The organism is Sorangium sp. So ce426, from assembly GCF_051475585.1.
Classification (GTDB): Bacteria; Myxococcota_A; Polyangia; order Polyangiales; family Polyangiaceae; genus Sorangium; species Sorangium cellulosum_B.
This window is the reverse complement of the sequence record NZ_CP150341.1, coordinates 5,715,322-5,739,487: the sequence shown is the minus strand read 5'-3', so window position 1 is coordinate 5,739,487 and position 24,166 is coordinate 5,715,322. Positions and strand designations below refer to the sequence as shown.

The window sequence follows — 24,166 nt, the reverse complement described above, 5'->3', positions numbered from 1 at the left end:
TGTCCGTGGATCGGGCGATGGTCGAGGCGGCGCCAGCTCAGAGCTCCTCGTAGGCGTCCGTCTCGTTGTTCATCTCGTACGTCTCGTCCTCGCTCGCTTCCGCTTCCGTGCCGGCATCACCTTGGCGCGCTCGTTTGTAGGATTTCAGCATCCAGACCTCCGCTGCGAACCGGCCGCTGCCGCGGCGGGCGCTGATCTCCACGGTGGCGTTGTCGTCCTCGAGCGGGCAGAAGGGCCGATCCGGCTGGACGATCGGCCATGCGTCCTCGGTGCCGTCGCTGGCGATCATCGCCCCGCGGCTGCTCCGCACGGCGACGTCCAGGTTGAGGACCCCCGGTCCGCCGACGGCGAACACCCGGTAACACGCGCCCCGGACCGCCTGCAGCTTCTCCGTGACGATCGCGCCGCCTTCGGCCACCTGCCCTTCGATCGGCTTCGGCGAGACCCGGCGCATGCCGTTCTCAGGGCCGCAGAGCAGCGACAGGCGCGTCACGTCCTTCAGCGGATCGCCGCTGATCCTGAAGTTCCCATAGCAGCGCACCCAGGGACCGCCGACGCGCACCGGGAGGACCGGCAGATCGAGATCCGTGCGCGCTCCGGCGTCGCCCTCGCCCTGTCCCGCGTCGACGTCCGCGAGCCCGCCGGTCCCGATCGTCGCGGCTGGGTGCGTCGGCGCCGCCGAGAGCACGACCGCTGGGCCCGGCTTGCCCTCCCAGGGGCGCGGCTCGTCGCGGCACCCAGGCGCGACGAGCCCGAGGATCAGCGCGGCGCAGAGGCGCGCTGCCCGGGGGAGCAGCTGGGGTGGGCAGGGGCGCCGGGACGACACCGCGGTCGGCTCTTGCGCTAGAGTCCCGCGCGATGGAAGCGTTTTCTGAGCACCGCGAGCGGCAGCCGCGCAACCTCAGCGATCCGTGCGACCTCGGCGATCCGCGCGATCCGCGTCGACGGCGCGGAGGCAGGGCCCCTCGCGCGTGAGGACGACGTCTCGCCCGCCGCGCCGCCGCGCCTCGTCCGGTGAGCAGGGCGCTGGCGCCCCTCCGCCCGCAGCGCCGGACCCGGGCGAGCGCGACCGGGAGATCGCGGCCGCCCTCGAGGCCTGGTTCGGCCGCGTCGCGCGCGACCTGCCGTGGCGGAGGACGCGCGACCCCTACGCGATCTGGCTGAGCGAGGTGATGCTCCAGCAGACCCGCGTCGAGACGGTGATCCCGTACTACGAGCGCTTCCTCGCCCGCTACCCGACGGTCTTCGCCCTGGCCTCCGCCGAGATCGACGACGTGCTCTCGCTCTGGAGCGGCCTCGGTTACTACCGCCGCGCCCGCGTGCTCCACCTCGCCGCGCGCGAGGTCACCGCGCGCCACGACGGCGCGCTCCCTCGCGACGTCTCCGCGCTGCTCGCCCTGCCCGGCGTCGGCGCGTACACCGCGGGCGCGATCGCGAGCATCGCGTACGATCAGCCGGTGCCGCTCGTCGACGGCAACGTCGCCCGGGTGCTCTCCCGCATCGAGGGCATCGACGACGACATCCGCAGCGCCTCGGGCACGCGCAAGCTCTGGTCCACGGCCGAACGCCTCGTGCGGGGCTCGGCGGACAGCGTCCATCCCGGACGCTTCAACCAGGCCTTGATGGAGCTCGGCGCGACCGTGTGCACGCCCCGGAATCCCCGCTGCGATGCCTGCCCCGTCGACGGCGCGTGCGTCGCGCGCGCCACGGGGCGGCAGGCGGAGCTGCCGGTGATCGCCCCGAAACGCGACGTCCCGGCGGTCGCGATGGTCGCCGCCGTGGTGCGGTCAGGCGATCGCGTGCTCTTCGCCCGGCGGGCCGAGGGAGGTCTCTTCGGCGGGCTCTGGGAGCCGCCCATGGTCGAGGCGCGCTCGCTCGCGGACGCCCGCGCGCTCCTCGAGCTCGTGGGCGTCGCGCGTGACGCGGCGCTCCGCGAGGTCGGCCGCGTGCGCCACATCCTCACGCACCGGCGCCTCGACGTGACGGTGGCGCGCGCCGAGGTGTCGGCCCCCTGGCGCTTCCGGGCAAAGCTTGCCTCCCCCTACGAGAAGGCGGCGTGGCTCGATCCGGGCGCGCTGGATATCGGCGTTTCCAAGCTCGCGCGAAAGGTCCTGTCCGCCGCATCGGCGCCGGACGCCGGAACGGCGCGAAGACCGCGATGACCGCGCGCGTGCGGGCTGAACGCCTGCGCGCCTCGGCCGTCGGCGAGGCCGGAGACGGCTCGAAATCGCGGTGTTGCGGCGCTCCGGGCGCGCCGCGCTCCGCTGCGGGCGGGGGGCGGCGCCGCTTGCTGCTGAGCCGCAGCGACGCAGCGGCGCGGGCTAGGGCGAACGCCATATGTCGCCGTGGAACGCCGGGGGCTCCGGCGCCGCTGCGCCGACGTCGTGGCATGGAAGGCGCTTGGTGAGGTGACGGGCAGGCCCTCTAGCCTCGCGGCGCCGGCGGTGGCCGGAGCTCGATTCAAGCCTGGGAGCTCAAGCGACATGGATGCGCGACGACGGACCACAGAGACGCTGCCCACGGCGAGCGCACCTGTGCGATCCATGACGGTGATGGCGGACGACGGAGCGCTGTACGTGCTGCCGCTGTGCGAGCGGATCGTGCTCGATGTGCTGGCCTACGAGGACGAAGGCCTGCTGGCCTTCATCCGCATCGACGGAGAGGTGGTGGCGGAGCTGCCCGTGCTCGGTCAGGCGTGACCGGGCCAGACCTCGTCGCGCGCCGTGCGTGACGGCGCGCCGCGGCCTCGGGCCGTCACGCGCGGCGCGCGCCGCCTGTCAGCCCGCGTGCCGCCGCATCCGCTGGGTCACCGGTTGCTCGTCCTCTCCTTCGGCGTCCGGCTCTACGGACTCGACGTCCTCGTCTTCCAGGAGGTAGGGCAGATCGCCGTCGTCATCGTCGTGCGACATCACGACGTCGCTGATGTCCTGGCCCCTCGTCGCGCCTTCCAGGAACTCCGCCCCGAGGTCGCTCGCCAGATCGGCGGCGGCGTCGGCGGCGTCCGGGTTCACCTCGAACTCGGTGCTGCCGGCGTCGTTCGGGTGGTGGTGGTAGCCGCGGACCTCGTCGTCGAGCGTCGGGATCACGTCGCTGATCTCGCTGCGCGGGTTCACCTTGCCCCGCAGCGGCGGCGCCGCCGCTGCGTCGAGCATGTCGACGAACGGCTCGTCCAGCTCGCTCGCGCCGGCCCACATCGCGGCTTCATGGGCCGGCTTGCGGGGCCTTCCCGGTTCGCTGCGATCTTCTCGTTCTCGATGCCGCGTCGCGCTGGCGCGCGGCGCGCGCAGCGCCGACGGCTGTGCGGCGGTGCCTTGCCTGCCTCGGGTGCTTGAATTGCTCACGGTGGTCTCACCATGCAGGGTCCGGTCCGCAGGTGAAGCGGGCGGATACGCAGCGGTGGCGAGCGCCATGCCGGGGGCGCGCGGCGCCGTCGCCGGCCGGCGATGCCGCGGAGCGGCTCGCGCGGCGCGCGGCCGGGACGCAATTGAGCGTGCCAGCGGGCGCTGCCTCGGGGTAGAAGGCTCGTGGCCATGCTGGAACTCCGGACCGGGCTCGCGCTGGTGGCGGTTCTGCTCGGGGCATCCTCGGGGCGCGCTGCCGCGGCCCAGCCCGCCGCAGACCGCGGCGCCGAGGGGGACGTGGCGCCGTTGCCAGGCGAGGATCGCGGCGGCGCCGAGCTCGATGCGTACCGCGCGCTCGCGCGGCCACCGGGGACGGCGGGGCGGGTCGTGTCGACCGTCGCGATGGGGAAGGGGATCCGGTTCAACAACCCCTACCGCCTGCAGACGCAGCTCGGCGAGACGGCGGAGTCGCTCTCGCTCACCGCGGGGTACCTCGATCTCGGGGTCGCGCTCGCGCTGGGGCCGGCCGACGGCGTTCAGCACGGCGGGGCGCTGCGCTTCTCGGTCGCCGTCGGCGGCGTCCCGCAGGAGTCGCTCACGCCGAGCTACTTCGTCGCTTACCGCGGCCTCTCGCGCGTGCTCGGGTACGGGCGGCTCGGCGCGGCGATCCTGATCGAGCCCGACGTGAACGTGGGAGGCGAGCTCGCCCTGGGGCTCGGGTATTCCCTGCTCGCGGGCGTCGCGCTCTCGGGCGAGATCGTCGGGGATCTCTTCTATGGCGCCGCGACGTACGACGCGGCGTACACCGTCTACCCCGTCGTCTCGGCGCAGCTCGGGCTCATGATCGATCACGAGCTCCTGCCATGAGCTTGCCGGAGCGCGAGCGTCGAGGCGGGCGCCCCCGGGCGAAGGAGATCGCCGGCGTGGCGGCGCTGCTGCTCTTCGTGGGCATCGCGCCGGTGGTCGGCGACATCGGCAGCTGCGGGCAGGCGCCGGAGGAGCTCGACCCGTACAAGTTCTTCGCGCTGAAGGCGCAGATCGACTGCGCCCGGTGCGACGAGTGCGGCCTGCGCACGCGCGCCTGCGACGCCGCCTGCGCCTTCGAGGCTGCGCCGGAGCTCCCGGCCGGCTGCTATCCGCTGGTCCACGACGGCGAGGTGTGCCTGCACAAGCTCAAGTTCGCGAGCTGCGACGAGTACCGCGGCCACATGGCCGACGAAGGCGCGTCGACCCCGACCGAGTGCAATTTTTGCCCACTGGAAGAGGCGCCATGAGCGGGCGTGGCGCAGTCGCTTCCGGCCGACGCCTTGCGACTTCCGCTCGGAGCTTCTCGTTCGCGGTGCTCGTCGCGGTCCTGTCCGGGTGCGCCTCGAAGCCGGCGCTCCTGGCGAGCTACGACGACTACGCGGCGTACCGGGCGACGCGCGTGTCGAGGACCTTCGAGGGGCGGCTCTCGGCGGCGTCGGCCTACCTGGAGCGCCATCCGCGCGGGGCCTTCGCCGGCGAGGTGCGCGCGTACCTCGCGCGGGCCGAGCCGATCTACTACGCGGCGAAGCGCAGGACGGCCGCGGGCCTCACCGCGTACCTCGCGACGCTGCCCAGGGGCGCGTTCCGCGATGAGGCGACCCACCGGCTGCGCGAGCTCGTCCGCGAGCGCAGCGCCGGCGACGTCCTCTCGCGCGCCGCTCAGGAGACGGAGGCGCAGCTCGCGACGCAGCGCGCGGATCGCGCGCGGGTCGGCGAGGAGGTCACCGCGTGGCTGCGCCGGTTCCTGGACAGGGGGGCGTGGGGGCGGCCCCTCGCAGAGGCGCCGGCGGAGGTGATCGTCCCGTTCAGCCTGGCGCTCCCGCCCCCCCGCTGCGCGCCCGCCGACGAGCGCGCGGGCCCGGGCGCGGCGGTCTGCGCGAAGCGGATCCCGCTCTGGTTCGTCGTGACGGCCGAGGGCGAGAGCGCGCCCCGTCAGGCGGAGATCGAGGTCGCCGTCCTCGAGGACGCGGCGGGCCGCCCGATCGAGGTCGCGATCGGCGGGCCTGCGCTCTTCACGCGCCTCGAGGAGGCGCGCTCGGCGCGCGAGGTCGCCCCGGACGACGCGATGGGCCGCATCGGAGGCATCGCCCTGGCGGTCGAGCTCGCGCGCAGCGCCTTCGCGGCGCGCGTCTCGGGCGATCCGTCGTGCGGCCGGCAGGCGGTGGCGCCCGTCGTCCTCCACCTCGAGTGCGAAGGCGCCCGCCTCGTGGCGCGCGCCGGGATCGAGGAGGGCGAGGACGATGTCGTGACGCTCACCGTCGCCCCGCCGGCGCGCTAGCGCTGGTCCTCGGCGGCGCCGGCGCGCGGCGCTCCGCGCGCTAGCACCGCTTGTTGGTCTTCTTCCCCTTGAGCTTCGCCGTGTTCTTCGGGCACACGTCCTTGATGGCCGCGGAGCGCTCCTTGTAGAGCGCCTTCATCTCCTCGAAGACCGGCGCCTGCGTTCGCTTGAGATCCTTCGTCTCCCCCGGATCTGCGACGACGTCGAAGAGGTCGAACGCGTCGTCGTCGCCGTACGCGATGAGCTTGTACTGCCCGTGGATGAGCGCCCTGCGCCGGTCGTTGTCGCTCGTGCGCGGAAGATCGACGATGACGTCGCGGGGCTCCGGCGTCGCGCCGTGGAGCTCGGGCACGAGGCTCTTGCCCGGGAAGGACGGCTCTGCCGGCGCGCCGGTCAGCTCCAGGATCGTCGGCGCCAGGTCGATCGAGCTGCGAGGCACGTCGATCCGGCGCGGGGTGATCCCGGGCGCCTGGATCATCAGCGGCACGTGGGTGAGCACGTCCCACACCTCGAAGCCGTGGCGGTACATCTTGTGCTCGCCGAACGCCTCGCCGTGGTCCGCGGTCACGATGATCGCCGTGTCCTTGGCCCACGGCTGCTGCGCCACGAAGTCGAGCAGCTTGCCCACGTGCATGTCCGTGAACCTGACCTCCCCGTCGTACTTGTCGCGCGCGCGCTTGCCGAACGTCGGGATCCCCTCGTGCGTCATGTACACGTCGTGCGGATCGAGGAAATGGAAGTACGCGAAGAAGGTGCCAGCGGTGTTCGCCTTGTCGGAGAGCATCTTCATCGCGAGCTCGAGGTGCCCAGGGCTCGTGACGTTCCGGTCGGTCGTGTTGTCGGCCGAGAGCCCCGGCACGATCTCGTACACGTCGAAGCCCTGACGGAAGCCCGCCTTCTGGTCGAAGTAGAAGTGCGCGTGCGCGCTCATCGTCCGCACCCCGGCCTTCTGCAGGAGCTCCGGGAACATGAGCACGCTGTCGGGGTAGTTGCCGAAGAAGTAGCCGCTGCGATCGACCTCGCTCGGGTACCGGCCGGCGAGGAAGCCGCCGACGCTCATCGATGTGTACGACGAGATCGCGTAGTGGCGCGTGTAGCTGACCGCCTTCTTCTCGAACGCGGTGAGCACGGGCGCGATGTCGCGCTCGTACCCGTTCCACGGCATGTCCGCGCGCAGGCTGTCGATCGAGACAACGAGGACGTTCAGCCTCTCGGGCTGCGCTGCCGGCGCCGCCGCGGCGCCGTCCTTCCTGTCCGTCGCGACGGTCGTCCCGGCGCCCTCTGCCGTGGCGGCCGGCGCCGCCGCGGCGGGCTCCTGCCGCGCCGCGGGCTCCGGCGTGCGCGCGGGCGGCGGCTGGCCGTCGCCGTCGCGAGAGCAGCCCGCCCCGGCGCTGGCGAGCGCGAGCGCGAGCGCCGCCGCGAGGCGCGCCGCCGCGAGGCGCCGGTGATCCAGGCGCGGGAGCGCCATGGACGAGAGGGCCGGCGAGGAGGGCGCCCGAGGGCCTTCCGGTCCCCTGGCGCACATAGGTGAAGCGGGCGTGTGCATGGCCGCCGTCTTACTCCGACTCGCGCCGCTCCGCCAAAACCGCACACCACGTCCGACTCGCGCCGCGCCGCCAAAACCGCACACCACGGGCGAGTTCCGCTATGCTGTCGGGTCATGGCCCCGGTCCCTCGCAACCCTCCGCCGCTGCCGCCCTCGGGCCGATCGCAACCGGGGGGGAGGCCGGCGCAGGAGCCGCCGAGGCCGCTCCCACCCGACGCGCCGCGGCGCGTCGGCGAGCACGTCAGCCAGGCGCTGAAGGACCACATCACCGAGATGGCGCTCGGCCTGCTCGAGGAGCAGATGCAGGCCCGCATCGTCCACTACCGCGCCGATCTCGAGACCAACCCCGAGCTCGACGCCGTCACCGCGCAGGTCGTCGCCCAGCTGAAGGTGATCCAGGCGTCGGCGGGCGCCGCGGATCGCGGGGCGAAGAACCGCGACGCGATCCGCGACGCGCACGAAAAGACCCTCTGCGCCCTGCTCGAGCGGGTCATCCGCGAGGACGGCATCTCGCTGCTCGTCGAGCGCCGGCTCAAGAAGATCCACAGGAACCTCGCCCGCCTGTTCTTCCAGTCCGAGCTCCACGAGAAGACGCGCGGCCGCGACGGCGCGCCGAAGGTGATCCACCACGGCGAGCAGGCGCTGTTCTACGTGCTGACCCGCTACAAGAACCGGATCGAGGCCGAGCTCGACGGCTTCGAGTTCGCCTCCGAGGACGCGCGGGAGCAGTCGTTCGAGCTGCTCGCGAAGCTGACGAAGGACATGCAGGACGCCTTCCTCGCGCGCCGATCCAGCGAGCTCAGGCGTATCGTGTCGGTGGTGCACGCCGTGCTCGTCGACTTCTTCAGCGTGCAGCTCGCCCAGAGCCTCGGCGAGATCTCCGCGCGGGTCGTGCAGGACGCGCGGACGTTCGAGGGCAGGGCGTACTCGTACAAGGTGACGAGCGAGGCGTTCCCTCGCTTCCGCGCCGCGTTCGAGCGCCACCTCATGGTGATGCTCGTCGGCTTCGCCGAGGACGAGCTGGTCGCCCAGCTCGCCGATACAGCGGGCGCCGAGCGCGACGAGACGATCCTCTTCATCACCGATCCCCACCTCTTCAGCATGATCTGCGGCGAGGTCTGCGAGGGGCTCTACGAGTTCCTCTGCAACGAGGGTTTTCTCGACCTGCCGCCCGACTGGCGTCGCGCCTCGGCGGCGCCCTCCGACAGCTGACGCAAGCGAAACCCAGGGACATTCATGAGACGGTACGACGTCGCGCGAGCGGGCTCCGGCCTGCTCCTCGCTCTCACGCTGCTCGCCGGCTGCGCGCGCGGCCCCGATGTGGACGCCTCGGGGCTCGCGCTGCGGCGCGTGGTCATCTACAGGAACGGCGTCGCTTATTTCGAGCGTCGTGGGCTCATCGACGCCGATCAGGTGACCTTCCGGGTCCGCAAGGAGAAGGTCGGCGACTTCCTCGCGACGCTCGCGGTCATCGAGGCCGGCGGCAGCAGCGTCCGGAGCGCGTCGTTCCCGGTGGAGGTCGACGACGGATCCGGCGAGGACGAGGCGCCGGATGAGCTCGGGCCCGACGTGACGACCGTGCCGCCGCCGAAGGACAAGGGCGCGGCGGCGGGGAAGAAGGAGCGCGACGACGAGCACGAGCAGGTGAAGCTCACCCTCGACGGCCGGGAGCACGATCTCGTGGTCGGCTACGTGGCGGAGACGCCTGTGTGGAGGCCGTCGTACCGGCTCGTGATGGGGGCGGGCGGGGCGCAGGGCGCAGCGCCGCCCGCGGGCTCGAAGCAGGCGCACCTCCAGGCGTGGGGCATCGTGCAGAACCTCTCGGGCGAGGACTGGAAGGGGGTGAAGCTGTCGCTCGTGGCGGGCGCGCCGCTCGCGTTCCAGGCGACGCTCGACCAGGCGGCGATCCCGCCGCGCCCCGTCGTCAGCGACCAGGGCGAGGTGATCGCGTCCGTGCCGACGAGCGAGACGACGCTGGCCACCGAGGCCGCGCCGCCGCCGCCGCCGCCCGTCGCGCCTGCGCCCGCGGCGCCGGGCGACGCCTCCGAGGAGTACGCGTTCGCCGACGAGGTCGAGGCCCAGATGGAGAAGGGCGGCGCCAATCTGCGGTCCGCGAGGCGGAGCGCGACTGCCACGGTGCCCGCCGCGAAGCCGAGCGTGAGGCTGAGCGACCGCGAAGAGGCGCGCGCCGGCGGGCAACACGCGGGGCCGCAGCTGAAGCGGGCCGCGCCGGCGGCGGCGCCGCCGCCCATGGCGATGAACCCCTCTCCGCCGCGCAACATGAGCGCGCTCGCCGCGGTCGCGATGGAGGCGGGCACGACCCGCTACGACATCCCGTTCCCTGTCGACATCCCCGACAAGAGCGCGACGATGGTCCTGCTCCTGGCCCGGCAGGTCCCCGGCGAGTCGATCTTCCTTTTCGCGCCCGACGGCGGCGTGCCCGCGTCGAGCTCTCACCCGTTCCGGGTGGCGCGCTTCACGAACGACACGAAGGGGCTGCTGGAGCGCGGCCCCATCGCCGTCTTCGAGAACGGCGCGTTCCTGGGCCAGGGCATGGTCGAGCCGCTGCCGCCGGGGGCCACGACGACGGTGCCGTTCGCGCTGGAGCGGGGCCTCGCCGTCGATACGACGCGCGAGGAGAACGCGGAGGGCGCGCGCCTCGCGAAGATCGAGGGTGGCGCGCTCGAGATCGAGCGCGACTGGGTCACGCACACGAAGTACGCCGTCCGCAACGGCGCCGACCTCGCGGCGAGGACGCTCGTGAAGCACCCCCGCTTGCACGGGACGCGCCTGCACGCGCCGCCGAAGGGCACGGAGGACAACGTCGGCACGGGCAGCGCGCTCGTGCCGATCGACGTGCCGCGCCGGGGGACGGCGGTGCTCGACGTCGACGAGCGGCGGCTCTTCCGGCAGCAGATCGACTGGCTCGACCAGCTCGCCGACGACGCGGTGCAAGGCTACATGAAGGACCCGCGCGCCGACGCGGCCGTGGCCAAGCAGCTCGGCCAGGCCTGGGACATCCGGGGCAAGCTCCGCCCGGCGATCGACGAGCGCGACAGGATCCTCGCCGAGCAGCAGCGCCTCGAGCAGCAGAGCCACGAGCTCCGCCAGAACCTCAGGGCCATCGAGAAGAACAAGACCGCCGACGAGCTCCGCCGCGACCTCACGGATCGGCTCGCGAAGGCGTCGGCGCGCCTCGACGAGATCACGAAGCGCGTCATCGTCCTCGAGATGCAGATCAACGAGCAGCAGATCCGCTTCCGCGACCTCACGAACGAGATCAAGCTCCTCGCCCCGCTGGCCCCCGTGCGCGCGGCTCCCTGAGCGCTGCTGTCCGGCTCCCCGGCTCCCGGTGGAAGGCGCCCCCGCTCCTGCGGGGGCGGCCTCGCCACCGGGATCTCGACCCGGCTACCTCGCTGGTTTGCCCGCGCTGGGCGGCTGCCGCACGGTGCCTGCATGGGTCCAGCTCCGCTCCATGCCGGTCGCGAGCCAGGCCACCTCGACGCGCTCGCTCCCGAAGATCGCCGCGACGCGATCGCCCCACTGCGCGGGGGCGGGGAGCTCCACGCTCTTCTGGTCCTTGATGCTGCCGAGGGCCTCCGTGCCGACGAGGAACGTGGCGATCCCCTCGCTCGCGAACGCCGACACCGCGGTGCTCGGGACGAAGGGCGCGACCACCGCGCGCACCGTCGAGAGATCGGTCGCGCGCTCCGCGACCGCCCGCACCTCGTCGAGCGTCGACAGGACGAGCGCCACGCCGTCGGCCGGCTTGCCCTCCGCCGGCGCGGCCGGCCCCTCTTGGTCCGCGGCGGCCGCCGCGGGCGCCTCGACCGGCGCAGGGGCGGCGCGCCCGCGCGCCCCGACCGCCGCGTGCCCGTTCACCTTCGGCACGCCGGCGAGCACGTCGAGCGTCAGCGGCCCCTTCCACGGCACCGCCGCGGGCGCCGGCGGCGGCTTCTTCGTGCTCACCTGCTCCCCCTTCTTGTCGCGGAGGATCAGCACGTCGTCGGTCGGCAGCGCCCGCGGCACGGTCACCCGCACCGGCCGCTTGAACGACCGCGGATCGCCGACCGCGCCCGTGGCCACCGCGTAGGCCAGCGTCTCCGCCGAGGCCACGACGAACGACGGCGCCCCGGCGATGCGCGGCTCCGGATCCGCGGTGCGCAGCGACAGGCTGCCGGGCGGCGGCGGGTAGATCTCCGACGTGACGACGCGCCTGTCCGGCTCGACGATGCGCGCGCCCGTCGCGACGAGATCGACGAGCGCGCCCGACTGCGCGAGCACCTCGAGCACCTGCCGCGACGGCGGCGCGACGAGCAGGTCGAGCCGCGACGGGACGCGCTTCGACTTGAGCAGCAGCGCCGCCGCGAGCATGTCGCGCAACGTCACGCCGGAGTCGCCCCCGAGGACGACCTGCGCCACGGGCTTGCCGGCGAGATCGCGGACGGGCCGGACCACGCCCTCCTCGTCCATGAGGAGCGGATCGACCGTGCCGAGATCGATCGAGACGACCTCCTCGCACGGCGCGCCCGGGTCCGGCACGAGCGCGCGGTGGGCCTTCGACCTGCGCTGATCGCGGAGGAAGACCTCCGTCTTCTCGTCGCTCACGAACAGCGCCGCCGCCGCGCCGACCTGCGGCGCGATGCCGCAGAGCACCGCGCGGTCGCCCACGGAGAGGAGGCGCGCGCTCGGCCCGGCGAACTCGAGGATCACCGGCGCGTGGTGCTCGCCTTCGATGCGGCGCACCACCTCGTCGAGGTTCCTGCGGAGCAGCTCGAGGGCGACGTCCCGCGCGCAGACGAACGGCCGCACCCGGCCCGAGAGGTGGATCTGCACGCTGCGCGGCGGCCGGAGCCAGACCGAGCCCGTGGCGAGCGCCTGCCCGAGCTGGCTCGGCGAGACGACGAGCGACAGCATGCCGATGCCGCCGACCGTCGTGAGGCGCGGGTCGTCCGTGAGGGCGAGCCGCGCCGGCGCCGCGAAGCGCTCCAGGTGGACGGGCGCAGGGAAGCCGATGCCGGGCCGCGCGATCGGGATGTTGTAGGTCGGGAACTCGGGCGACACCGAGTGCGGGCTGCCCTCGTCGATATCCGCGAGCGAGCTCGCGTCGGCCACGCAGGTGCCGTCGTAGGCGACGGCGACCTCGACCGGCGTCTTCTTCATGCCCGTGGCGATGGCCTCGGCCAGCGCGCGCGACGGCGCCCTGGAGAGGATCACCTGGTCGACCTTGACCTGGACGAGATCACCGCGCAGCTGAGGATCCGTCGCCCGCCCGGCGAGGATCTTCTGGGGCATCGTGCGGGGGGGATCCCCGGCTCGAGCACGCATAGATGTTGGGCCGTCCTTGTTTTTCTTGATGAGATGGCGGATGCGGCGCACGCCGCTCCCGACCACGTTTGACGTCGGCCCCCCGGCGAGACGCGCCGGTGGGATCCGCCTCCGGACCTTGCCGCGAGGCGAAAGAACGGCCGCACGTTAGCCGCTCGCCTGGACGAGGGTCAAGGCGTGCTTTGGAGCGGGCCCCCAGGGGCGGGAATCGCCCGGCTGGGACCAGGATGCAAGAGGCAAAGCGCCCGCCCGGTCCAACGTTTCGCCGCGCTTCGTCTGTCGCGTCGGTTGCGTCGGTTGCGTCGGTTGCGTCGGTTGCGTCGGTTGCGTCGCTTGCGCCTGTCGCGCTGGTCCACGATGGCAGGCGGCCGGTGCGAGCTCTCGCGGCCGACGCTGCCGCGCGCGCCCGGTCGCCATCGGCCTGGCCGCGCGCGGCCGAGCGGGTCGGGCGACCAGGAAGAGCGCCCGCTCTCCCGGGCTGCGGCGCGAGATGCCGGGCCAGGTTCGTTTGTTTTCCCGATCGTGCCGCGCTTGGGTAATCTCGGCGCATGTTCCAGGCCGTGCTGAAGGAAGTCGTAGAGAACACCGAGGGCGGCATCGCGACCCTTCTCATGGATTTCGAGGGGATCCCGGTCGACAGCTACTCCAAGCCGGGGGCCGCGTTCGACATCACCACCATCGGCGCTGAGTTCAGCGTCGTGTTGAAGTCGATCCAGCGCGCCGCCGAGATGCTCGACGCGGGCAACGCCGCCGAGATCGCGATCCAGGCGGAGAAGGTAACCACCCTGATCCGCGTCGTGAACAACTCGTACTTCGTGGCCTTCTCGATGGCGCCCGACGCGAACATCGGCAAGGCCCGGTACCTCCTGCGCACCAAGGTGCCGGTGCTGCTGAAGGAGCTCGCCTGAGCGGCTTCAGCATCTCGGTCATCTCCGGGCCGAACCTCGATCGACTGGGCAAGCGCGAGCCAGCGATCTACGGCACGGCCACGCTGGATGACGTTCACCGCGCCGTCGAGGAGGCCGCGAAGGCCCGCGGCGCCTCGGTGTCGTGCATGCAATCGAACTGCGAGGGAGAGCTCGTGACCGCGATCAGCCACGCTGGCGATCGCGGCTTCCACGGCATCCTCCTCAACGCCGGTGCCTACACGCACACCTCCATCGCGCTCTATGACGCGATCCGCGCGAGCGCGCTTCCTACCGTCGAGGTGCACATCTCCAACCCGGACGGGCGTGAGCCGTTCCGCCGTCGCTCCCGCATCGCGCCTGCGTGCATGGCGCGCGTCGCGGGCTTCGGTCCGAGCTCGTACGTCCTCGGGCTGATCGGGCTGATCGGGCATCTGGAGAAGCTGCGATCCGACGAAAGAGGTTGAACATGCGCCGTCACTCTGGTTGAAAGGCGGCAAACATCGATGGCCGAACGTCCTTCCATGAACATCAACCTCAAGCAGTTGCGGGCGCTGGTACGCATCTTAGAGAAGCGCAACGTGAGCGACTTCGAGTTCGAGGACGAACACGTTCGCATTCGCCTCACGCGCGGAGGCGTCATCCCGCAGGGCGCGGCGCCGCACCTCGCGCCCGCCGCCTTCCAGATCCACAGCGCGCCGGTCGCGCCGCCGGCGGCACCTGCGCCGGCCGCCGCGCCCGCGCCGGCGGCCCCTGCCGCGCCTGCGGAGGCGGCGAGCGACGAGGGGATCTCCTATGTGACGTCGCCGTTCGTCGGCACGTTCTACCGATCGCCGTCGCCCGATGCGCCCCCGTTCGTCGATGTGGGCAGCGCGATCCGCGTGGGTCAGGCGCTCTGCATCATCGAGGCGATGAAGCTGATGAACGAGATCGAGGCGGACTCTCCGGGCACGATCGTCGAGATCCTCGTCGACAACGGCAAGCCGGTCGAGTTCGGGCAGCGTCTCTTCAAGGTGCGGCGCAGCTAGCGCTGCCCGGGCGAGGGTGCCGTGTTCCAGAAGATCCTGATCGCCAATCGCGGCGAGATCGCGATGCGTGTCATCCGCGCCTGCCGCCTGCTCGGCATCCGCACGGTAGCCATCCACTCCGAGGCGGACGCCGCGGCGCTGCACGTCCGGTTCGCGGACGAGGCCGTGTGCGTCGGTCCGGCCGAGGCGTCGAAGAGCTACCTCAACATCCCGCAGATCATCGCGGCGGCGGAGGTCACGGGCGCCGACGCGATCCACCCGGGCTACGGGTTCCTCTCGGAGAACGCGAAGTTCGCCGAGCTCTGCAAGAAGTGCCGCCTCACCTTCATCGGGCCGACCGCGGAGGCGATGCGGACCTGGGGCGACAAGGTGTCCGCGCGCGAGGTCGCCAAGCGCTTCGGCATCCCCATGCTCAGCGGCACGGGCGTGCTCAAGAGCGCCGCGGACGCGGCCGAGCAGGCCGAGCGCGTCGGTTATCCGGTGATCCTGAAGGCCTCCGGCGGCGGCGGCGGCAGGGGCATGCGCATCGTCCGCGAGGCCAGCGAGGTGCAGCGCTCGTTCGAGATCGCGACGCAGGAGGCCCTGAGCGGCTTCAAGAACCCGGACGTCTACCTCGAGCGCTACGTCGAGGCGCCGCGCCACATCGAGTTCCAGGTGCTCGCGGACCAGCACGGGGGCGTGTGGACGCTCGGCGAGCGCGAGTGCTCGCTCCAGCGCCGGCACCAGAAGGTGATGGAAGAGTCGCCCAGCCCGGCGATGGACAACGAGAAGCGCTCCCGGATGGGCGACATCCTCCGCGCTGCGATCCTCGAGACCGGCTACACCGGCCTGGGCACGCTCGAGTTCCTGATGGATGAGCGAGGCGAGCTCTTCTTCATGGAGATGAACACCCGCGTCCAGGTCGAGCACCCCGTCACCGAGATGGTGACCGGCGTCGATCTCGTCGCGCAGCAGATCCTCGCCGCTGCAGGCGAGCGCCTCTCGCTGCCCGACACGCGGCCGTGGAGCTTCCGGGGCCACGCCATCGAGTGCCGGATCAACGCCGAGGATGCGCGCTCGTTCGTGCCGTGGCCGGGCCTCATCACGGAGTACCACTCGCCCGGCGGCGTCGGGATCCGCGTCGATTCCGGCGTGTACGGCGGTTTCCGCGTTCCCAGCTCCTACGATTCGCTGGTGGCCAAGGTGATCGCGCACGGCGCGAACCGGGCCGAGGCGATCGCCAGGCTCCGGTGCGCGCTCGACGAGTTCATCATCGGCGGCATCCGCACGAACATCCCGCTGCACCAGGCGCTGCTGCGTGATCCAGAGGTCGTCGCCGGCAACATCTCCACGCATACGATCGAGCGCGTCGTCTCGCAGGGGTTCTGACGCGACGCACCGGCGCGGTTGACGTGTCGATGAGCGCGCAGCGGTTGCGTGCTCGCGTGCTCGACGCGCTGACCAGCGCAGGGCGAGCTCGATTGAATGTTGCTCGAGCACCAGGTCGAACGTGCGACCTGGTGCTACTTTACGTCGCTCTCGAGGCTGCGTGGGCAAGCCCTCGTCGGGTGAGCGAACCCCTTGAACTAGAAAGCATTTGCCGCGGGTATGGAAGCGAACGCTGGAGTGCAGGCTGACTTCTCTTCGTGGGTGCAGGCGACCTCCGATGCCTCCGAGCTCGAGCTCGGGCTCCCTGGTTTCGGCTACGCCGATCTCTTCGACCCCGCGAAGCTCGCCGAGCTGACGGAGCGGTTCGAGGCGTATTTCCACGCAGCAGACGAAGGTGCCTACGCGCGCTTCGACGCGTACCGGACCTCGCTGCGCGCGGCGCAGGCGGACGGCGCCGGCGCGGGCCGGCCCGCGCTCACGCCGGAGCAGGTCTCCGAGGCGCTCCTCGCGGCGGCGCCCCACGTCGGCCGCTTCGTGGCGATGCTCTTTCGGGTCGAGCGGGAGACGCAGGCGCAGATCGACGCGACCCTCGAGCGGAGCGCGCTCTGGGACTTCAAGCGCGAGTTCTCGAAGAAGCGCCTGTTCAAGCCGAACCCGGGGAAGGCGTGGCGGGGCACGCACGTCGAGGCGGCGCACGCGGCGCGGCGGTCGCTCGCGGCCATGGGCGCGCCTGCGAGCGTGCTCGACGGCGGCTCCGCCGCGGAGGAGCTCGCGATCGCGCGCGCGACGCTCGCCCTGATCGAGGTCGACGAGATCGCGCGCAAGGCCGCGAAGGCCGGCGGCGCGAGGTGGACGGACGAGCTCCGCGAGCGGGCGGCGAAGGTTCGCGCTGCGCTGCGGGAGGACCCGGCGCTCGCCGAGGGGGTGGCGCCGGCGGCGGCGGTCGCTGGCGCGGAGCCGACGGAGGCCGAGGACGGCGCGGTCGTGGCGCTCGCGCTCGACGCCGTCGAGGCGTGGCTCGCGGCGCGCCGCGCGGACGAGCACGATCCGGCGCGGCGCTGGCCGACGCTGAAGGCGCCGCGCACGCTCGACTACCAGGAGCTCGTCCAGCTGCAGAGGAAGGGCGCGAACGGCAGCCCGGGCTCCGCCGAGCTCCTCGTCGGCCCCGAGCACGAGCGGAGGGAGCGCGACGGCTTTGCGCTGACGGACCGTCGCGCGCCGCCCCGCGAGGTCGAGAGCCAGGTCGACTACTGCCTCTTCTGCCACGATCGCGACAAGGACTCGTGCTCGAAGGGCCTGCGGGACAACAAGACCGGGGCGATCAAGGCGAACCCGCTCGGCGTCGAGCTGAACGGCTGCCCGCTCGACGAGAAGATCAGCGAGATGCACACCATGCGAGGGCGGGGCGAGTCGATCGCCGCGCTCGCGCTCGTCTGCCTCGACAACCCGATGTGCCCCGGCACCGGCCACCGCATCTGCAACGACTGCATGAAGGCGTGCGTCTTCCAGAAGCAGGAGCCGGTGGACATCCCGCAGATCGAGACCGCGGCGCTCACGGACGTGCTGTCCCTCCCGTGGGGCCTCGAGATCTACGGGTTCCTCACGCGCTGGAACCCGCTCGACGCGCTGCGGCCGCACGCGCTCCCGTACAACGGCAAGAACGTGCTCGTCGTCGGCCTCGGCCCGGCCGGCTACACGCTGTCGCACCACCTCACGCGGCAGGGCTTCGCGTGCGTGGCGATCGACGGGCTGAAGATCGAGCCGCTGCCTGTCGAGCTCACGGGCGACGAGTCGCGCCCGCCGCGCCCGGTCAAGGATTTCAAGCGGCTCTACACGGAGCTCGACGAGCGCGTCCTCCTCGGCTTCGGCGGGGTGAGCGAGTACGGGATCACGGTGCGATGGGACAAGAACTTCCTCACCGTCCTGTACGTCACGCTGGCCCGGCAGCGGCTGCTCCGGATCTACGGCGGCGTGCGGTTCGGCGGGACGATCGATCTCGACGACGCCTTCCGGCTCGGGTTCCACCACGTCGCGATCGCGGCGGGCGCGGGGCGTCCGACGATCATCCCGCTCAAGAACAACCTCGCGCGCGGCATCCGCAAGGCGTCGGACTTCCTGATGGCGCTCCAGCTGGCCGGGGCCTACAAGCGCTCGGCGCTCGCGAACCTCCAGGTGCGCCTGCCGGCGGTGGTGATCGGCGGCGGCCTCACGGCGATCGACACAGCGACGGAGCTCGCCGCGTACTACGTCGTGCAGGCCGAGAAGACGGCCGACCGGCTCGACGCGCTGGTGGCGGAGCGCGGAGAGGCCGCCGTCCTCGCGATGTTCGACGAGGAGGAGCGGGAGTTCCTGGCCGAGCAGCGGCGCCACGCGGAGGAGATCCGCGACGAGCGCGCGCGCGCCGCGCGCGAGGGGCGCCCGCCGCGCTTCCAGGGCCTGATCGACGCGTGGGGAGGCGTCTCGCTGGTCTACCGGAAGCGGCTCATCGACTCGCCGGCGTACCGGCTGAACCACGAGGAGGTCGCCAAGTCGCTCGAGGAGGGGATCCGCTACGTCGAGAACCTCGCCCCGGTCGAGGCGGTGCTCGACGAGCGCGGGTGCGTCTCCTCGCTCGTCTTCGATCGGCAGGAGATCGTCGACGGCAAGTGGCGGAGCGCCGGGCAGGCGGTCTCGATCCCCGCCCGCACCGTGTGCGTCGCGGCCGGGACGAGCCCGAACGTCACGTACGAGAAGGAGCGCCCGGGCTCGTTCGTGTTCGACAAGTGGCGGCAGTTCTTCCAGCCGCACCGCGCCTACGTCGACGAGGGCGGCGCGCTCAAGGTGGAGCCGGCCAAGGCGAGGGAGGGCTTCTTCACGAGCTACAACGACGGCGAGCACGCGGTGAGCTTCTACGGCGACAACCACCCCCACTACGCGGGGAGCGTCGTGAAGGCGATGGCGAGCGCCAAGGACGCGTACCCGTCCGTCGTCGCGCTGTTCCGCAACGACATCGCCCGGCTCGGCGAGGAGCCGCAGGCCGCGCGCGACGCGCGGCGGCGCGACCTCTTCGCCCGCCTCGATCACGACCTCGGCGCGGTGGTCGAGCGGGTCCAGCGGCTCACGCCGACGATCGTCGAGGTCGTCGTGCGTGCGCCCGCGGCGGCGCGGAAGTTCGAGCCCGGGCAGTTCTACCGCCTGCAGAACTACGAGGTGCGCTCGCCCGTGATCCGCGGCACGCGGCTCGCGATGGAGGGCCTCGCGCTCACGGGCGCGTGGGTCGACAAGGAGAAGGGGCTCTTGTCGCTCATCGCGCTCGAGATGGGCGCGTCCTCCCGCCTGCTCGCCGCGCTGCGCCCGGGCGAGGAGGTCGTCGTGATGGGGCCGACCGGGACGCCCACGGACATCCCCGAGGGCGAGACCGTGCTGCTCGCCGGCGGCGGGCTCGGCAACGCCGTCCTGTTCTCGATCGCGAAGGCGCTGAAGGCGCGCGGCGATCGCGTGATCTACTTCGCCGGCTACCGGCGAGGCGAGGATCTCTTCAAGCAGGACGAGATCGAGGTGGCGACCGACCAGGTCGTCTGGTGCACGGACGGCGGCGCCGAGATCCCCCCGCGGCGCGAGACCGACCGCCACTTCCGCGGCAACATCGTCCAGGCGATGAGGGCCTACGCCGAGCGCCAGCTCGGCGGCGAGCTGGCGGCCCTCTCGGAGGTCCGTCGCATCATCGCGATCGGCTCGGACAAGATGATGAACGCCGTGCGCGAGGCGCGGCACGGCGTGCTGGCGCCGCACCTGGATCCGAAGCACGTGGGCATCGCGAGCATCAACTCGCCGATGCAGTGCATGATGAAGGAGGTCTGCGCGCAGTGCCTCCAGCGGCACGTGGACCCGGAGACGGGCAAGGAGACGCTGGTCTTCTCGTGCTTCAACCAGGACCAGCTCATCGACCACGTCGACTTCAAGAACCTCGCCGCGAGGCTCCGGGCCAACACGGTGCAGGAGAAGCTGTCGAACGCCTGGCTCGATCACCTGCTGGCCGAGCGCCCCACGCTCCGGCACGTCTGACGCGGCTCGGGCCTCGGCGACCCGAGGCCTCGCCGCCGTGGAACGTGGGAAGGCGGCCTCGGCAGCGGCTCGTCGACTCGAGGCGCCCGAGGCCGCGCAGGGGGGCGCGGCCGCGCGCGGCCGTTCGCGGTCAGCTGCCCGCGGGCAGCTTGATCTTCGGCTCCTTGGGGTGGCGCCGGTACAGCAGGATCGTCCGCCCCAGCGTCTGCGCGACGGCGGCGCGGAGCCGCTCGGAGAGGGTGTCGGCGACGTCGTCCAGCTCGTCCGGGCACTCGGTGCCCAGGCGTACCTTCACGAGCTCGTGCCGCTCCAAAGCGGCGTCGACGGCCGCGACGACGCCGTCGGTCAGGCCGGCCTTGCCGAGCTGCACGACCGGGTCGAGGTGATGCCCCAGCGCGCGGAGGTGGCGGCGCTGCTTTCCTGTCAGATCCAAAGCGTTCGGCCTTTCTTGAGGCGGTCGCGCGATTCGGGCGCTCGATGGTCGAGGGACGTCCCCGTCGCGGTCGCGCGCGCGGTCATACCGGCCTCCGGGCCAAGCGAAAAGGGCGCGCCGCTCGGGCTCTTCGCACGACGCGTGAATCGCTCAAGCTCCAGCGCCGGTGAACCGGAGCATGCAGCATACGTGGGGTGAACGTGGGTTTGCATGGGTGGATGTGCGACAAAGGCCAGCGCGGCGCAAGCGGGCGGAGCTCACAGAGGGCCCGGGCGCTCTGGGTTTTGCTTGACGTGGCCGTGCAACAGGCATCCCCTTGATCTGGCGGCCAGCGGCTCGACGGGGGATCGAGCGCTCGGGTCGACACCGACATGGGCTCATCGAGCGAGCGAGATGCGGTAGCGGGGCAGGACGCCGAGCTCCCTCGGCTGGATGAGGGGGCGGACCCGATCGAGCTCACGGTCCATGACGAGGTGAGCCCCTGTCCGTACCTGCCTGAAGCCGAGGCGCGGATGCCGCTGCGCGTGCCCATCCGTCCGCTCACGCGCGCGGAGTTCGACCAGCGGCTCGTCGCGGGCAACCGCCGCCATGGCAAGCTGCTCTACCGCACCCAGTGCCCCTCCTGCCGCGCGTGCGAGCCGATCCGGATCGTCGTTCGTGACTTCGTCCCGGGCCGCACGCAACGCCGGGTGCTCCGCCGTGGAGAGCGGGTGGTGGACGTCGAGATCGGCCCGCCCGTGACCACGCGCGAGAAGATCATCCTGTACAACCGGCACAAGCACGGCCGGGGGTTGATGCGCGACGACGGTCCGCTCGGCGCCGAGGGGTACGAGGCGTTCCTCGTGGACAGCTGCTGCGAGACGTTCGAGATGCGCTATCGCGTCGGCGGCCGTCTCGTCGGGGTCGCCGTCGTGGATCGGGGGCAGGATTCGCTGTCCGCGGTCTATTCCTTCTATGAGCCCGAGCTGGAGCCGCTGAGCCCCGGTGTCTTCTCGATCCTGAAGCAGCTCGAGCTGTGCCGTTCCTGGGGCCTCCGGTACCTGTACCTCGGCCTTTACGTCGAGCGCTGCTCGCGGCTGGTCTACAAGGCCCAGTACCTGCCGCACGAGCGGCTCATCGATGGCCGCTGGCGGCGCTTCGAGCGGCAGCCGCCTGCGGCGCCGTGACAGGAGCACGCCGCTCGATTTCGCGAGCGCGCCGCTCGGTGTCTCGTGGCAAGGACGTACCCATGTGGAATCGCGCTCTCGCTTTCACCTCGTGCGCTGTGCTCTCGGCTCTCTTCGTCGTCGCGTGCGGCGACACGAGGCCGATCTTCGACACCGCCGCCGGCGGCGCCGGGGGCGCCGGCTCGTCGGCAGGCGGGGAGGGCGGAGCAGGCGGCGGTGAGGCCGGCGGCGGCGCGGCCGGCGGCGGCGCGGCCGGCGGCGACGGTGCGGCCGGAGGTGGCGGCACCGGCGGCGGCGGCGGCACCGGCGGCGGCGGCGGCACCGGCGGCGGCGGCGGCACCGGCGGCGGGGCAGGGTAGGGTAGCCCGGCGCCGCGTTGCCCGCGGGCCGGTTGTGTTCCGGCATCGCCGGGCCTAAGCCGCTCGCGTGCATCCGATCGCAGACAAGGTCCTCGCCCGCGACATGCGCGCGACGGCGCGGGCCTGCCGGCTCGCCGACGACCGCGCCGGCGACTATGCCGTGATCCTGAAGGATCTCTTCCCCCACACCGGCCGCGCCTGGGTCCTCGGCGTGACGGGGAACCCGGGGGCAGGCAAGAGCACGCTCACCGATCGGCTGATCGGCGTGTTCCGGGGGCAGGGTCGCCGGGTCGCCGTGGTGGCGGTCGATCCCACGAGCCCGTTCACCGGCGGCGCGATCCTCGGCGACCGCATCCGCATGCAGGCCCATTTCGGCGATCCCGACGTGTTCATCCGGTCGCTGGCGACCCGTGGCGCGCTCGGCGGGCTGTCGCGCTCGGTGGTGGACGTCGTGCGGGTGCTCGACGCCTGGGGCGCGGACGTCGTGGTGGTCGAGACCGTCGGCGTCGGGCAGGACGAGCTCGAGATCACCCGGATGGCGCACACGACCCTGGTCGTCGCCGCGCCGGGGATGGGCGACGAGGTGCAGGCGATCAAGGCGGGCATCCTGGAGTGCGCCGACGTCTTCGCCGTGAACAAGGCCGACCGGGACGGGGCCGACGCGGCGGTGCGCGATCTGGAGCTCATGATCGCGCTCGGCGGCGAGGTGGCCGCGGCCTCCGGACGGGCGCGCGGGCACAGCGCCGCGGCGCTCCACGCCCGCGCGCAGAGGGCGCCCTCTCCAGGCGGCGAGCCCGTCGAAGGTCCGTGGGAGCCCGTGATCGCGCGGACCGTGGCCACACGCAACGAGGGCGTGGCGGCGCTCGTGGACAAGCTCGAGGGGCACCGGGCGTGGCTGTTCGGGACCGAGGCCGGCGCTGCGCGCCGGGAGGAGCGCCTGCGCGAGGCGATGCACGTGCAGCTCCGCGACGCGCTCACCGACGCCGCGGTCGCCGCGCTCGGTCCCGCGCTCGAGGCCGCGGTGCATGCCGTCGCGCGGCGCGAGGTCGACCCCTACACGGCGTCGGAGCGGCTCGTCGCGGCCTTCCGCAGCGCTGGCGCCGTCACGCCTGGCGCCGCCGTCGCGCCCGGCGGCGGGACCTGAGCGGCGGCCAGGAGGCCGGGGCGGCCGGCTCAGGTCGACCGCGCGGCAGCGCTAGTCGATGCAGCGATCCAGCGCGTCTTTCTCGGGTTTACAGGACGTACTCCACTTGTCGTCGCGGTTGCAGATCCCGGTGTCGTCCTCGCACGCCAGGAGAGCGTCGTACTGATCGACGCAGCCGCGGCGGTCGGCGTCCACGTACCTGTCATCGTAGCGATCGAGGCAGTCGCCGTACTCGCGGTCGCTGCACCCCTCGCAGTCGCACTTGTAGTCGCAGAGATCGTCCTCCAGAGGGCTGCACGCGGGGGTGACGAGGCAGGCAAGGGCGAGGATCATGTGCGGAGCCTTCATTGGCCCAAGGTTATCCCGCGTCCTCTGCTCCAGCGCGATAAACAGCGCGCTGGGCGCCGAGCGACGGTGTGCCGCGTTCGCCCGCTTCCCACCTTCCGCCGGTGCGCTCGACACCCACTTTGCGCGCGGCGCGGCGTTCGCTCAGGGCGCGGCGCCGCGGCGCCGTGGCGGCTTGCGCCCCACGTTCTCTGCGCGGAACGCGCTCGGGCACGCGTCGCTGATCCCGCAGCCTCCGCACGCGGGCTTCCTCGCGAAGCAGATCCGGCGGCCGTGAAAGATCAGCGTATGGGACAGCATATCCCAGTCGCGCCGCGGGAAGAGCGCCACGAGGTCGCGCTCGATCTGCTCTGGCTTGTCGCTGGCCGTCCACCCGAGCCGCTGCGACAGGCGCTGCACGTGGGTATCGACAACGACGCCCTCCGGCGCTCCGAAGGCGACGCCGAGCACCACGTTCGCCGTCTTGCGCCCGACGCCAGGCAGCTTCACGAGCTCGGCGAGCGTCCTCGGCACCTCGCCGCCGTGCCGCTCGATGAGGCCTCGCGCGAGCCCCACGATGTTCTTCCCCTTCTGGTTGAACATGCCCATCCCGAGCCGCTTGAGGAGCGCGCCCACCTCGGCGGCATCGGCGCTGGCGAGGGCGCGGGCGTCGGGATACGCGCCGAACAGGTGGGGTGTCACCTTGTTGACCAGCACGTCCGTCGTCTGGGCGCTGAGCACCGTCGCGACGAGGAGCTCGAACGAGGATCGATGATCCAGCTCGCAGTGGGCGTCCGGGTGCAACGCGCGCAGCCGCGCGAAGGTGGCCGGAGGCGTGCTCGGCGCTGCGCCCTCGTCGCGATGTCGGTCTGCGG

At 72.3% G+C, this 24,166-nt stretch carries 22 protein-coding genes; 15 read left to right on the top strand and 7 right to left on the bottom strand.

Annotation, left to right across the window (positions count from 1 at the left end; all coding sequences use genetic code 11):
* Nucleotides 1–37: 37 nt before the first annotated feature.
* Entirely contained in the window at nt 38–826 is a 789-nt protein-coding gene (locus WMF44_RS21360) for a hypothetical protein (RefSeq protein ID WP_437300949.1), read from the bottom strand.
* 145 nt (nt 827–971) lie between these two features.
* Between WMF44_RS21360 and mutY the strand changes: the two genes are divergently transcribed.
* Together mutY and WMF44_RS21350 are read left to right on the top strand one after the other, a co-directional pair.
* A complete protein-coding gene (gene mutY, locus WMF44_RS21355) occupies nt 972–2,162 on the top strand; it encodes an A/G-specific adenine glycosylase (RefSeq protein WP_437300948.1) in 1,191 nt (396 codons plus the stop codon).
* A gap of 381 nt (nt 2,163–2,543) precedes the next feature.
* Nucleotides 2,544–2,699, top strand: coding sequence for a hypothetical protein (locus tag WMF44_RS21350; RefSeq protein ID WP_020736650.1), 156 nt, complete (start codon nt 2,544–2,546; stop codon nt 2,697–2,699).
* 78 nt (nt 2,700–2,777) lie between these two features.
* On the opposite strand, the gene WMF44_RS21345 is transcribed toward WMF44_RS21350, so the two are convergent.
* On the bottom strand, nt 2,778–3,194 hold the full coding sequence (locus tag WMF44_RS21345; protein ID WP_437300947.1) for a hypothetical protein: 417 nt from the start codon (nt 3,192–3,194) through the stop codon (nt 2,778–2,780).
* Nucleotides 3,195–3,530: 336 nt separating this feature from the next.
* Between WMF44_RS21345 and WMF44_RS21340 the strand changes: the two genes are divergently transcribed.
* The 3 genes from WMF44_RS21340 (at nt 3,531) to WMF44_RS21330 (ending at nt 5,646) form a co-directional block, all read left to right on the top strand.
* On the top strand, nt 3,531–4,208 hold the full coding sequence (locus tag WMF44_RS21340) for a hypothetical protein (protein ID WP_437300946.1): 678 nt from the start codon (nt 3,531–3,533) through the stop codon (nt 4,206–4,208).
* Nucleotides 4,205–4,615 (top strand): hypothetical protein, encoded by a 411-nt coding sequence (locus WMF44_RS21335; protein WP_437300945.1) that lies wholly within the window; start codon nt 4,205–4,207, stop codon nt 4,613–4,615. Before WMF44_RS21340 ends, WMF44_RS21335 begins: the two co-directional genes overlap by 4 nt.
* Before the next feature lie 65 nt (nt 4,616–4,680).
* Nucleotides 4,681–5,646 carry a hypothetical protein gene (locus WMF44_RS21330; RefSeq protein ID WP_437300944.1) on the top strand — a complete coding sequence of 322 codons (966 nt, stop codon included), beginning with the start codon at nt 4,681–4,683 and terminating at the stop codon, nt 5,644–5,646.
* 40 nt (nt 5,647–5,686) lie between these two features.
* On the opposite strand, the gene WMF44_RS21325 is transcribed toward WMF44_RS21330, so the two are convergent.
* Nucleotides 5,687–7,114 carry a sulfatase gene (locus WMF44_RS21325; RefSeq protein WP_437300943.1) on the bottom strand — a complete coding sequence of 476 codons (1,428 nt, stop codon included), beginning with the start codon at nt 7,112–7,114 and terminating at the stop codon, nt 5,687–5,689.
* Between the two features lie 192 nt (nt 7,115–7,306).
* On the opposite strand from WMF44_RS21325, the gene WMF44_RS21320 reads away from it, so the two are divergent.
* A complete protein-coding gene (locus WMF44_RS21320) occupies nt 7,307–8,404 on the top strand; it encodes a hypothetical protein (RefSeq protein WP_437300942.1) in 1,098 nt (365 codons plus the stop codon).
* Nucleotides 8,405–8,428: 24 nt separating this feature from the next.
* Complete coding sequence (locus tag WMF44_RS21315; RefSeq protein ID WP_437300941.1) at nt 8,429–10,516, top strand: hypothetical protein; 2,088 nt, start codon at nt 8,429–8,431, stop codon at nt 10,514–10,516.
* An 84-nt stretch (nt 10,517–10,600) separates the two neighbouring features.
* Here the strand turns inward: WMF44_RS21315 and WMF44_RS21310 are convergent, their stop codons facing one another.
* Nucleotides 10,601–12,487, bottom strand: a complete 1,887-nt coding sequence (locus WMF44_RS21310; RefSeq protein ID WP_437300940.1) for an aconitase family protein — start codon at nt 12,485–12,487, stop codon at nt 10,601–10,603.
* A gap of 581 nt (nt 12,488–13,068) precedes the next feature.
* Between WMF44_RS21310 and WMF44_RS21305 the strand changes: the two genes are divergently transcribed.
* From WMF44_RS21305 to WMF44_RS21285, 5 genes are all read left to right on the top strand, one after another.
* Nucleotides 13,069–13,428 (top strand): roadblock/LC7 domain-containing protein, encoded by a 360-nt coding sequence (locus tag WMF44_RS21305; RefSeq protein WP_437300939.1) that lies wholly within the window; start codon nt 13,069–13,071, stop codon nt 13,426–13,428.
* Complete coding sequence (locus WMF44_RS21300; RefSeq protein ID WP_437301589.1) at nt 13,425–13,892, top strand: type II 3-dehydroquinate dehydratase; 468 nt, start codon at nt 13,425–13,427, stop codon at nt 13,890–13,892. Before WMF44_RS21305 ends, WMF44_RS21300 begins: the two co-directional genes overlap by 4 nt.
* A gap of 57 nt (nt 13,893–13,949) precedes the next feature.
* Entirely contained in the window at nt 13,950–14,453 is a 504-nt protein-coding gene (gene accB, locus WMF44_RS21295) for an acetyl-CoA carboxylase biotin carboxyl carrier protein (protein ID WP_437300938.1), read from the top strand.
* A gap of 21 nt (nt 14,454–14,474) precedes the next feature.
* Nucleotides 14,475–15,821 carry an acetyl-CoA carboxylase biotin carboxylase subunit gene (accC, locus tag WMF44_RS21290; RefSeq protein WP_437300937.1) on the top strand — a complete coding sequence of 449 codons (1,347 nt, stop codon included), beginning with the start codon at nt 14,475–14,477 and terminating at the stop codon, nt 15,819–15,821.
* 219 nt (nt 15,822–16,040) lie between these two features.
* Entirely contained in the window at nt 16,041–19,865 is a 3,825-nt protein-coding gene (locus tag WMF44_RS21285) for an FAD-dependent oxidoreductase (protein ID WP_437300936.1), read from the top strand.
* A gap of 130 nt (nt 19,866–19,995) precedes the next feature.
* Here the strand turns inward: WMF44_RS21285 and yhbY are convergent, their stop codons facing one another.
* Complete coding sequence (gene yhbY / locus WMF44_RS21280) at nt 19,996–20,298, bottom strand: ribosome assembly RNA-binding protein YhbY (protein ID WP_012236550.1); 303 nt, start codon at nt 20,296–20,298, stop codon at nt 19,996–19,998.
* Nucleotides 20,299–20,669: 371 nt separating this feature from the next.
* Between yhbY and WMF44_RS21275 the strand changes: the two genes are divergently transcribed.
* The 3 genes from WMF44_RS21275 (at nt 20,670) to meaB (ending at nt 22,967) form a co-directional block, all read left to right on the top strand.
* On the top strand, nt 20,670–21,464 hold the full coding sequence (locus WMF44_RS21275; RefSeq protein ID WP_437300935.1) for an arginyltransferase: 795 nt from the start codon (nt 20,670–20,672) through the stop codon (nt 21,462–21,464).
* A gap of 62 nt (nt 21,465–21,526) precedes the next feature.
* Complete coding sequence (locus tag WMF44_RS21270) at nt 21,527–21,823, top strand: hypothetical protein (protein WP_437300934.1); 297 nt, start codon at nt 21,527–21,529, stop codon at nt 21,821–21,823.
* 67 nt (nt 21,824–21,890) lie between these two features.
* Nucleotides 21,891–22,967 carry a methylmalonyl Co-A mutase-associated GTPase MeaB gene (gene meaB, locus WMF44_RS21265; protein ID WP_437300933.1) on the top strand — a complete coding sequence of 359 codons (1,077 nt, stop codon included), beginning with the start codon at nt 21,891–21,893 and terminating at the stop codon, nt 22,965–22,967.
* A 51-nt stretch (nt 22,968–23,018) separates the two neighbouring features.
* Here the strand turns inward: meaB and WMF44_RS21260 are convergent, their stop codons facing one another.
* Together WMF44_RS21260 and nth are read right to left on the bottom strand one after the other, a co-directional pair.
* Nucleotides 23,019–23,300 carry a hypothetical protein gene (locus WMF44_RS21260; protein WP_437300932.1) on the bottom strand — a complete coding sequence of 94 codons (282 nt, stop codon included), beginning with the start codon at nt 23,298–23,300 and terminating at the stop codon, nt 23,019–23,021.
* A 156-nt stretch (nt 23,301–23,456) separates the two neighbouring features.
* On the bottom strand, nt 23,457–24,095 hold the full coding sequence (gene nth / locus WMF44_RS21255) for an endonuclease III (protein ID WP_437300931.1): 639 nt from the start codon (nt 24,093–24,095) through the stop codon (nt 23,457–23,459).
* Nucleotides 24,096–24,166 lie beyond the last annotated feature (71 nt).

Bases quoted from the DNA above. Each gene is read 5' to 3' on its own strand.
- WMF44_RS21350 (WP_020736650.1), top strand. From the start codon at position 2,544: ATGACGGTGATGGCGGACGACGGAGCGCTGTACGTGCTGCCGCTGTGC.
- WMF44_RS21345 (WP_437300947.1), bottom strand. From the start codon at position 3,194: ATGTGGGCCGGCGCGAGCGAGCTGGACGAGCCGTTCGTCGACATGCTC.
- WMF44_RS21340 (WP_437300946.1), top strand. From the start codon at position 3,531: ATGCTGGAACTCCGGACCGGGCTCGCGCTGGTGGCGGTTCTGCTCGGG.
- WMF44_RS21335 (WP_437300945.1), top strand. From the start codon at position 4,205: ATGAGCTTGCCGGAGCGCGAGCGTCGAGGCGGGCGCCCCCGGGCGAAG.
- WMF44_RS21325 (WP_437300943.1), bottom strand. From the start codon at position 7,114: ATGGCGCTCCCGCGCCTGGATCACCGGCGCCTCGCGGCGGCGCGCCTC.
- WMF44_RS21320 (WP_437300942.1), top strand. From the start codon at position 7,307: ATGGCCCCGGTCCCTCGCAACCCTCCGCCGCTGCCGCCCTCGGGCCGA.
- WMF44_RS21315 (WP_437300941.1), top strand. From the start codon at position 8,429: ATGAGACGGTACGACGTCGCGCGAGCGGGCTCCGGCCTGCTCCTCGCT.
- WMF44_RS21310 (WP_437300940.1), bottom strand. From the start codon at position 12,487: ATGCCCCAGAAGATCCTCGCCGGGCGGGCGACGGATCCTCAGCTGCGC.
- WMF44_RS21305 (WP_437300939.1), top strand. From the start codon at position 13,069: ATGTTCCAGGCCGTGCTGAAGGAAGTCGTAGAGAACACCGAGGGCGGC.
- accB (WP_437300938.1), top strand. From the start codon at position 13,950: ATGAACATCAACCTCAAGCAGTTGCGGGCGCTGGTACGCATCTTAGAG.
- WMF44_RS21285 (WP_437300936.1), top strand. From the start codon at position 16,041: ATGGAAGCGAACGCTGGAGTGCAGGCTGACTTCTCTTCGTGGGTGCAG.
- WMF44_RS21275 (WP_437300935.1), top strand. From the start codon at position 20,670: ATGGGCTCATCGAGCGAGCGAGATGCGGTAGCGGGGCAGGACGCCGAG.
- WMF44_RS21270 (WP_437300934.1), top strand. From the start codon at position 21,527: ATGTGGAATCGCGCTCTCGCTTTCACCTCGTGCGCTGTGCTCTCGGCT.
- WMF44_RS21260 (WP_437300932.1), bottom strand. From the start codon at position 23,300: ATGATCCTCGCCCTTGCCTGCCTCGTCACCCCCGCGTGCAGCCCTCTG.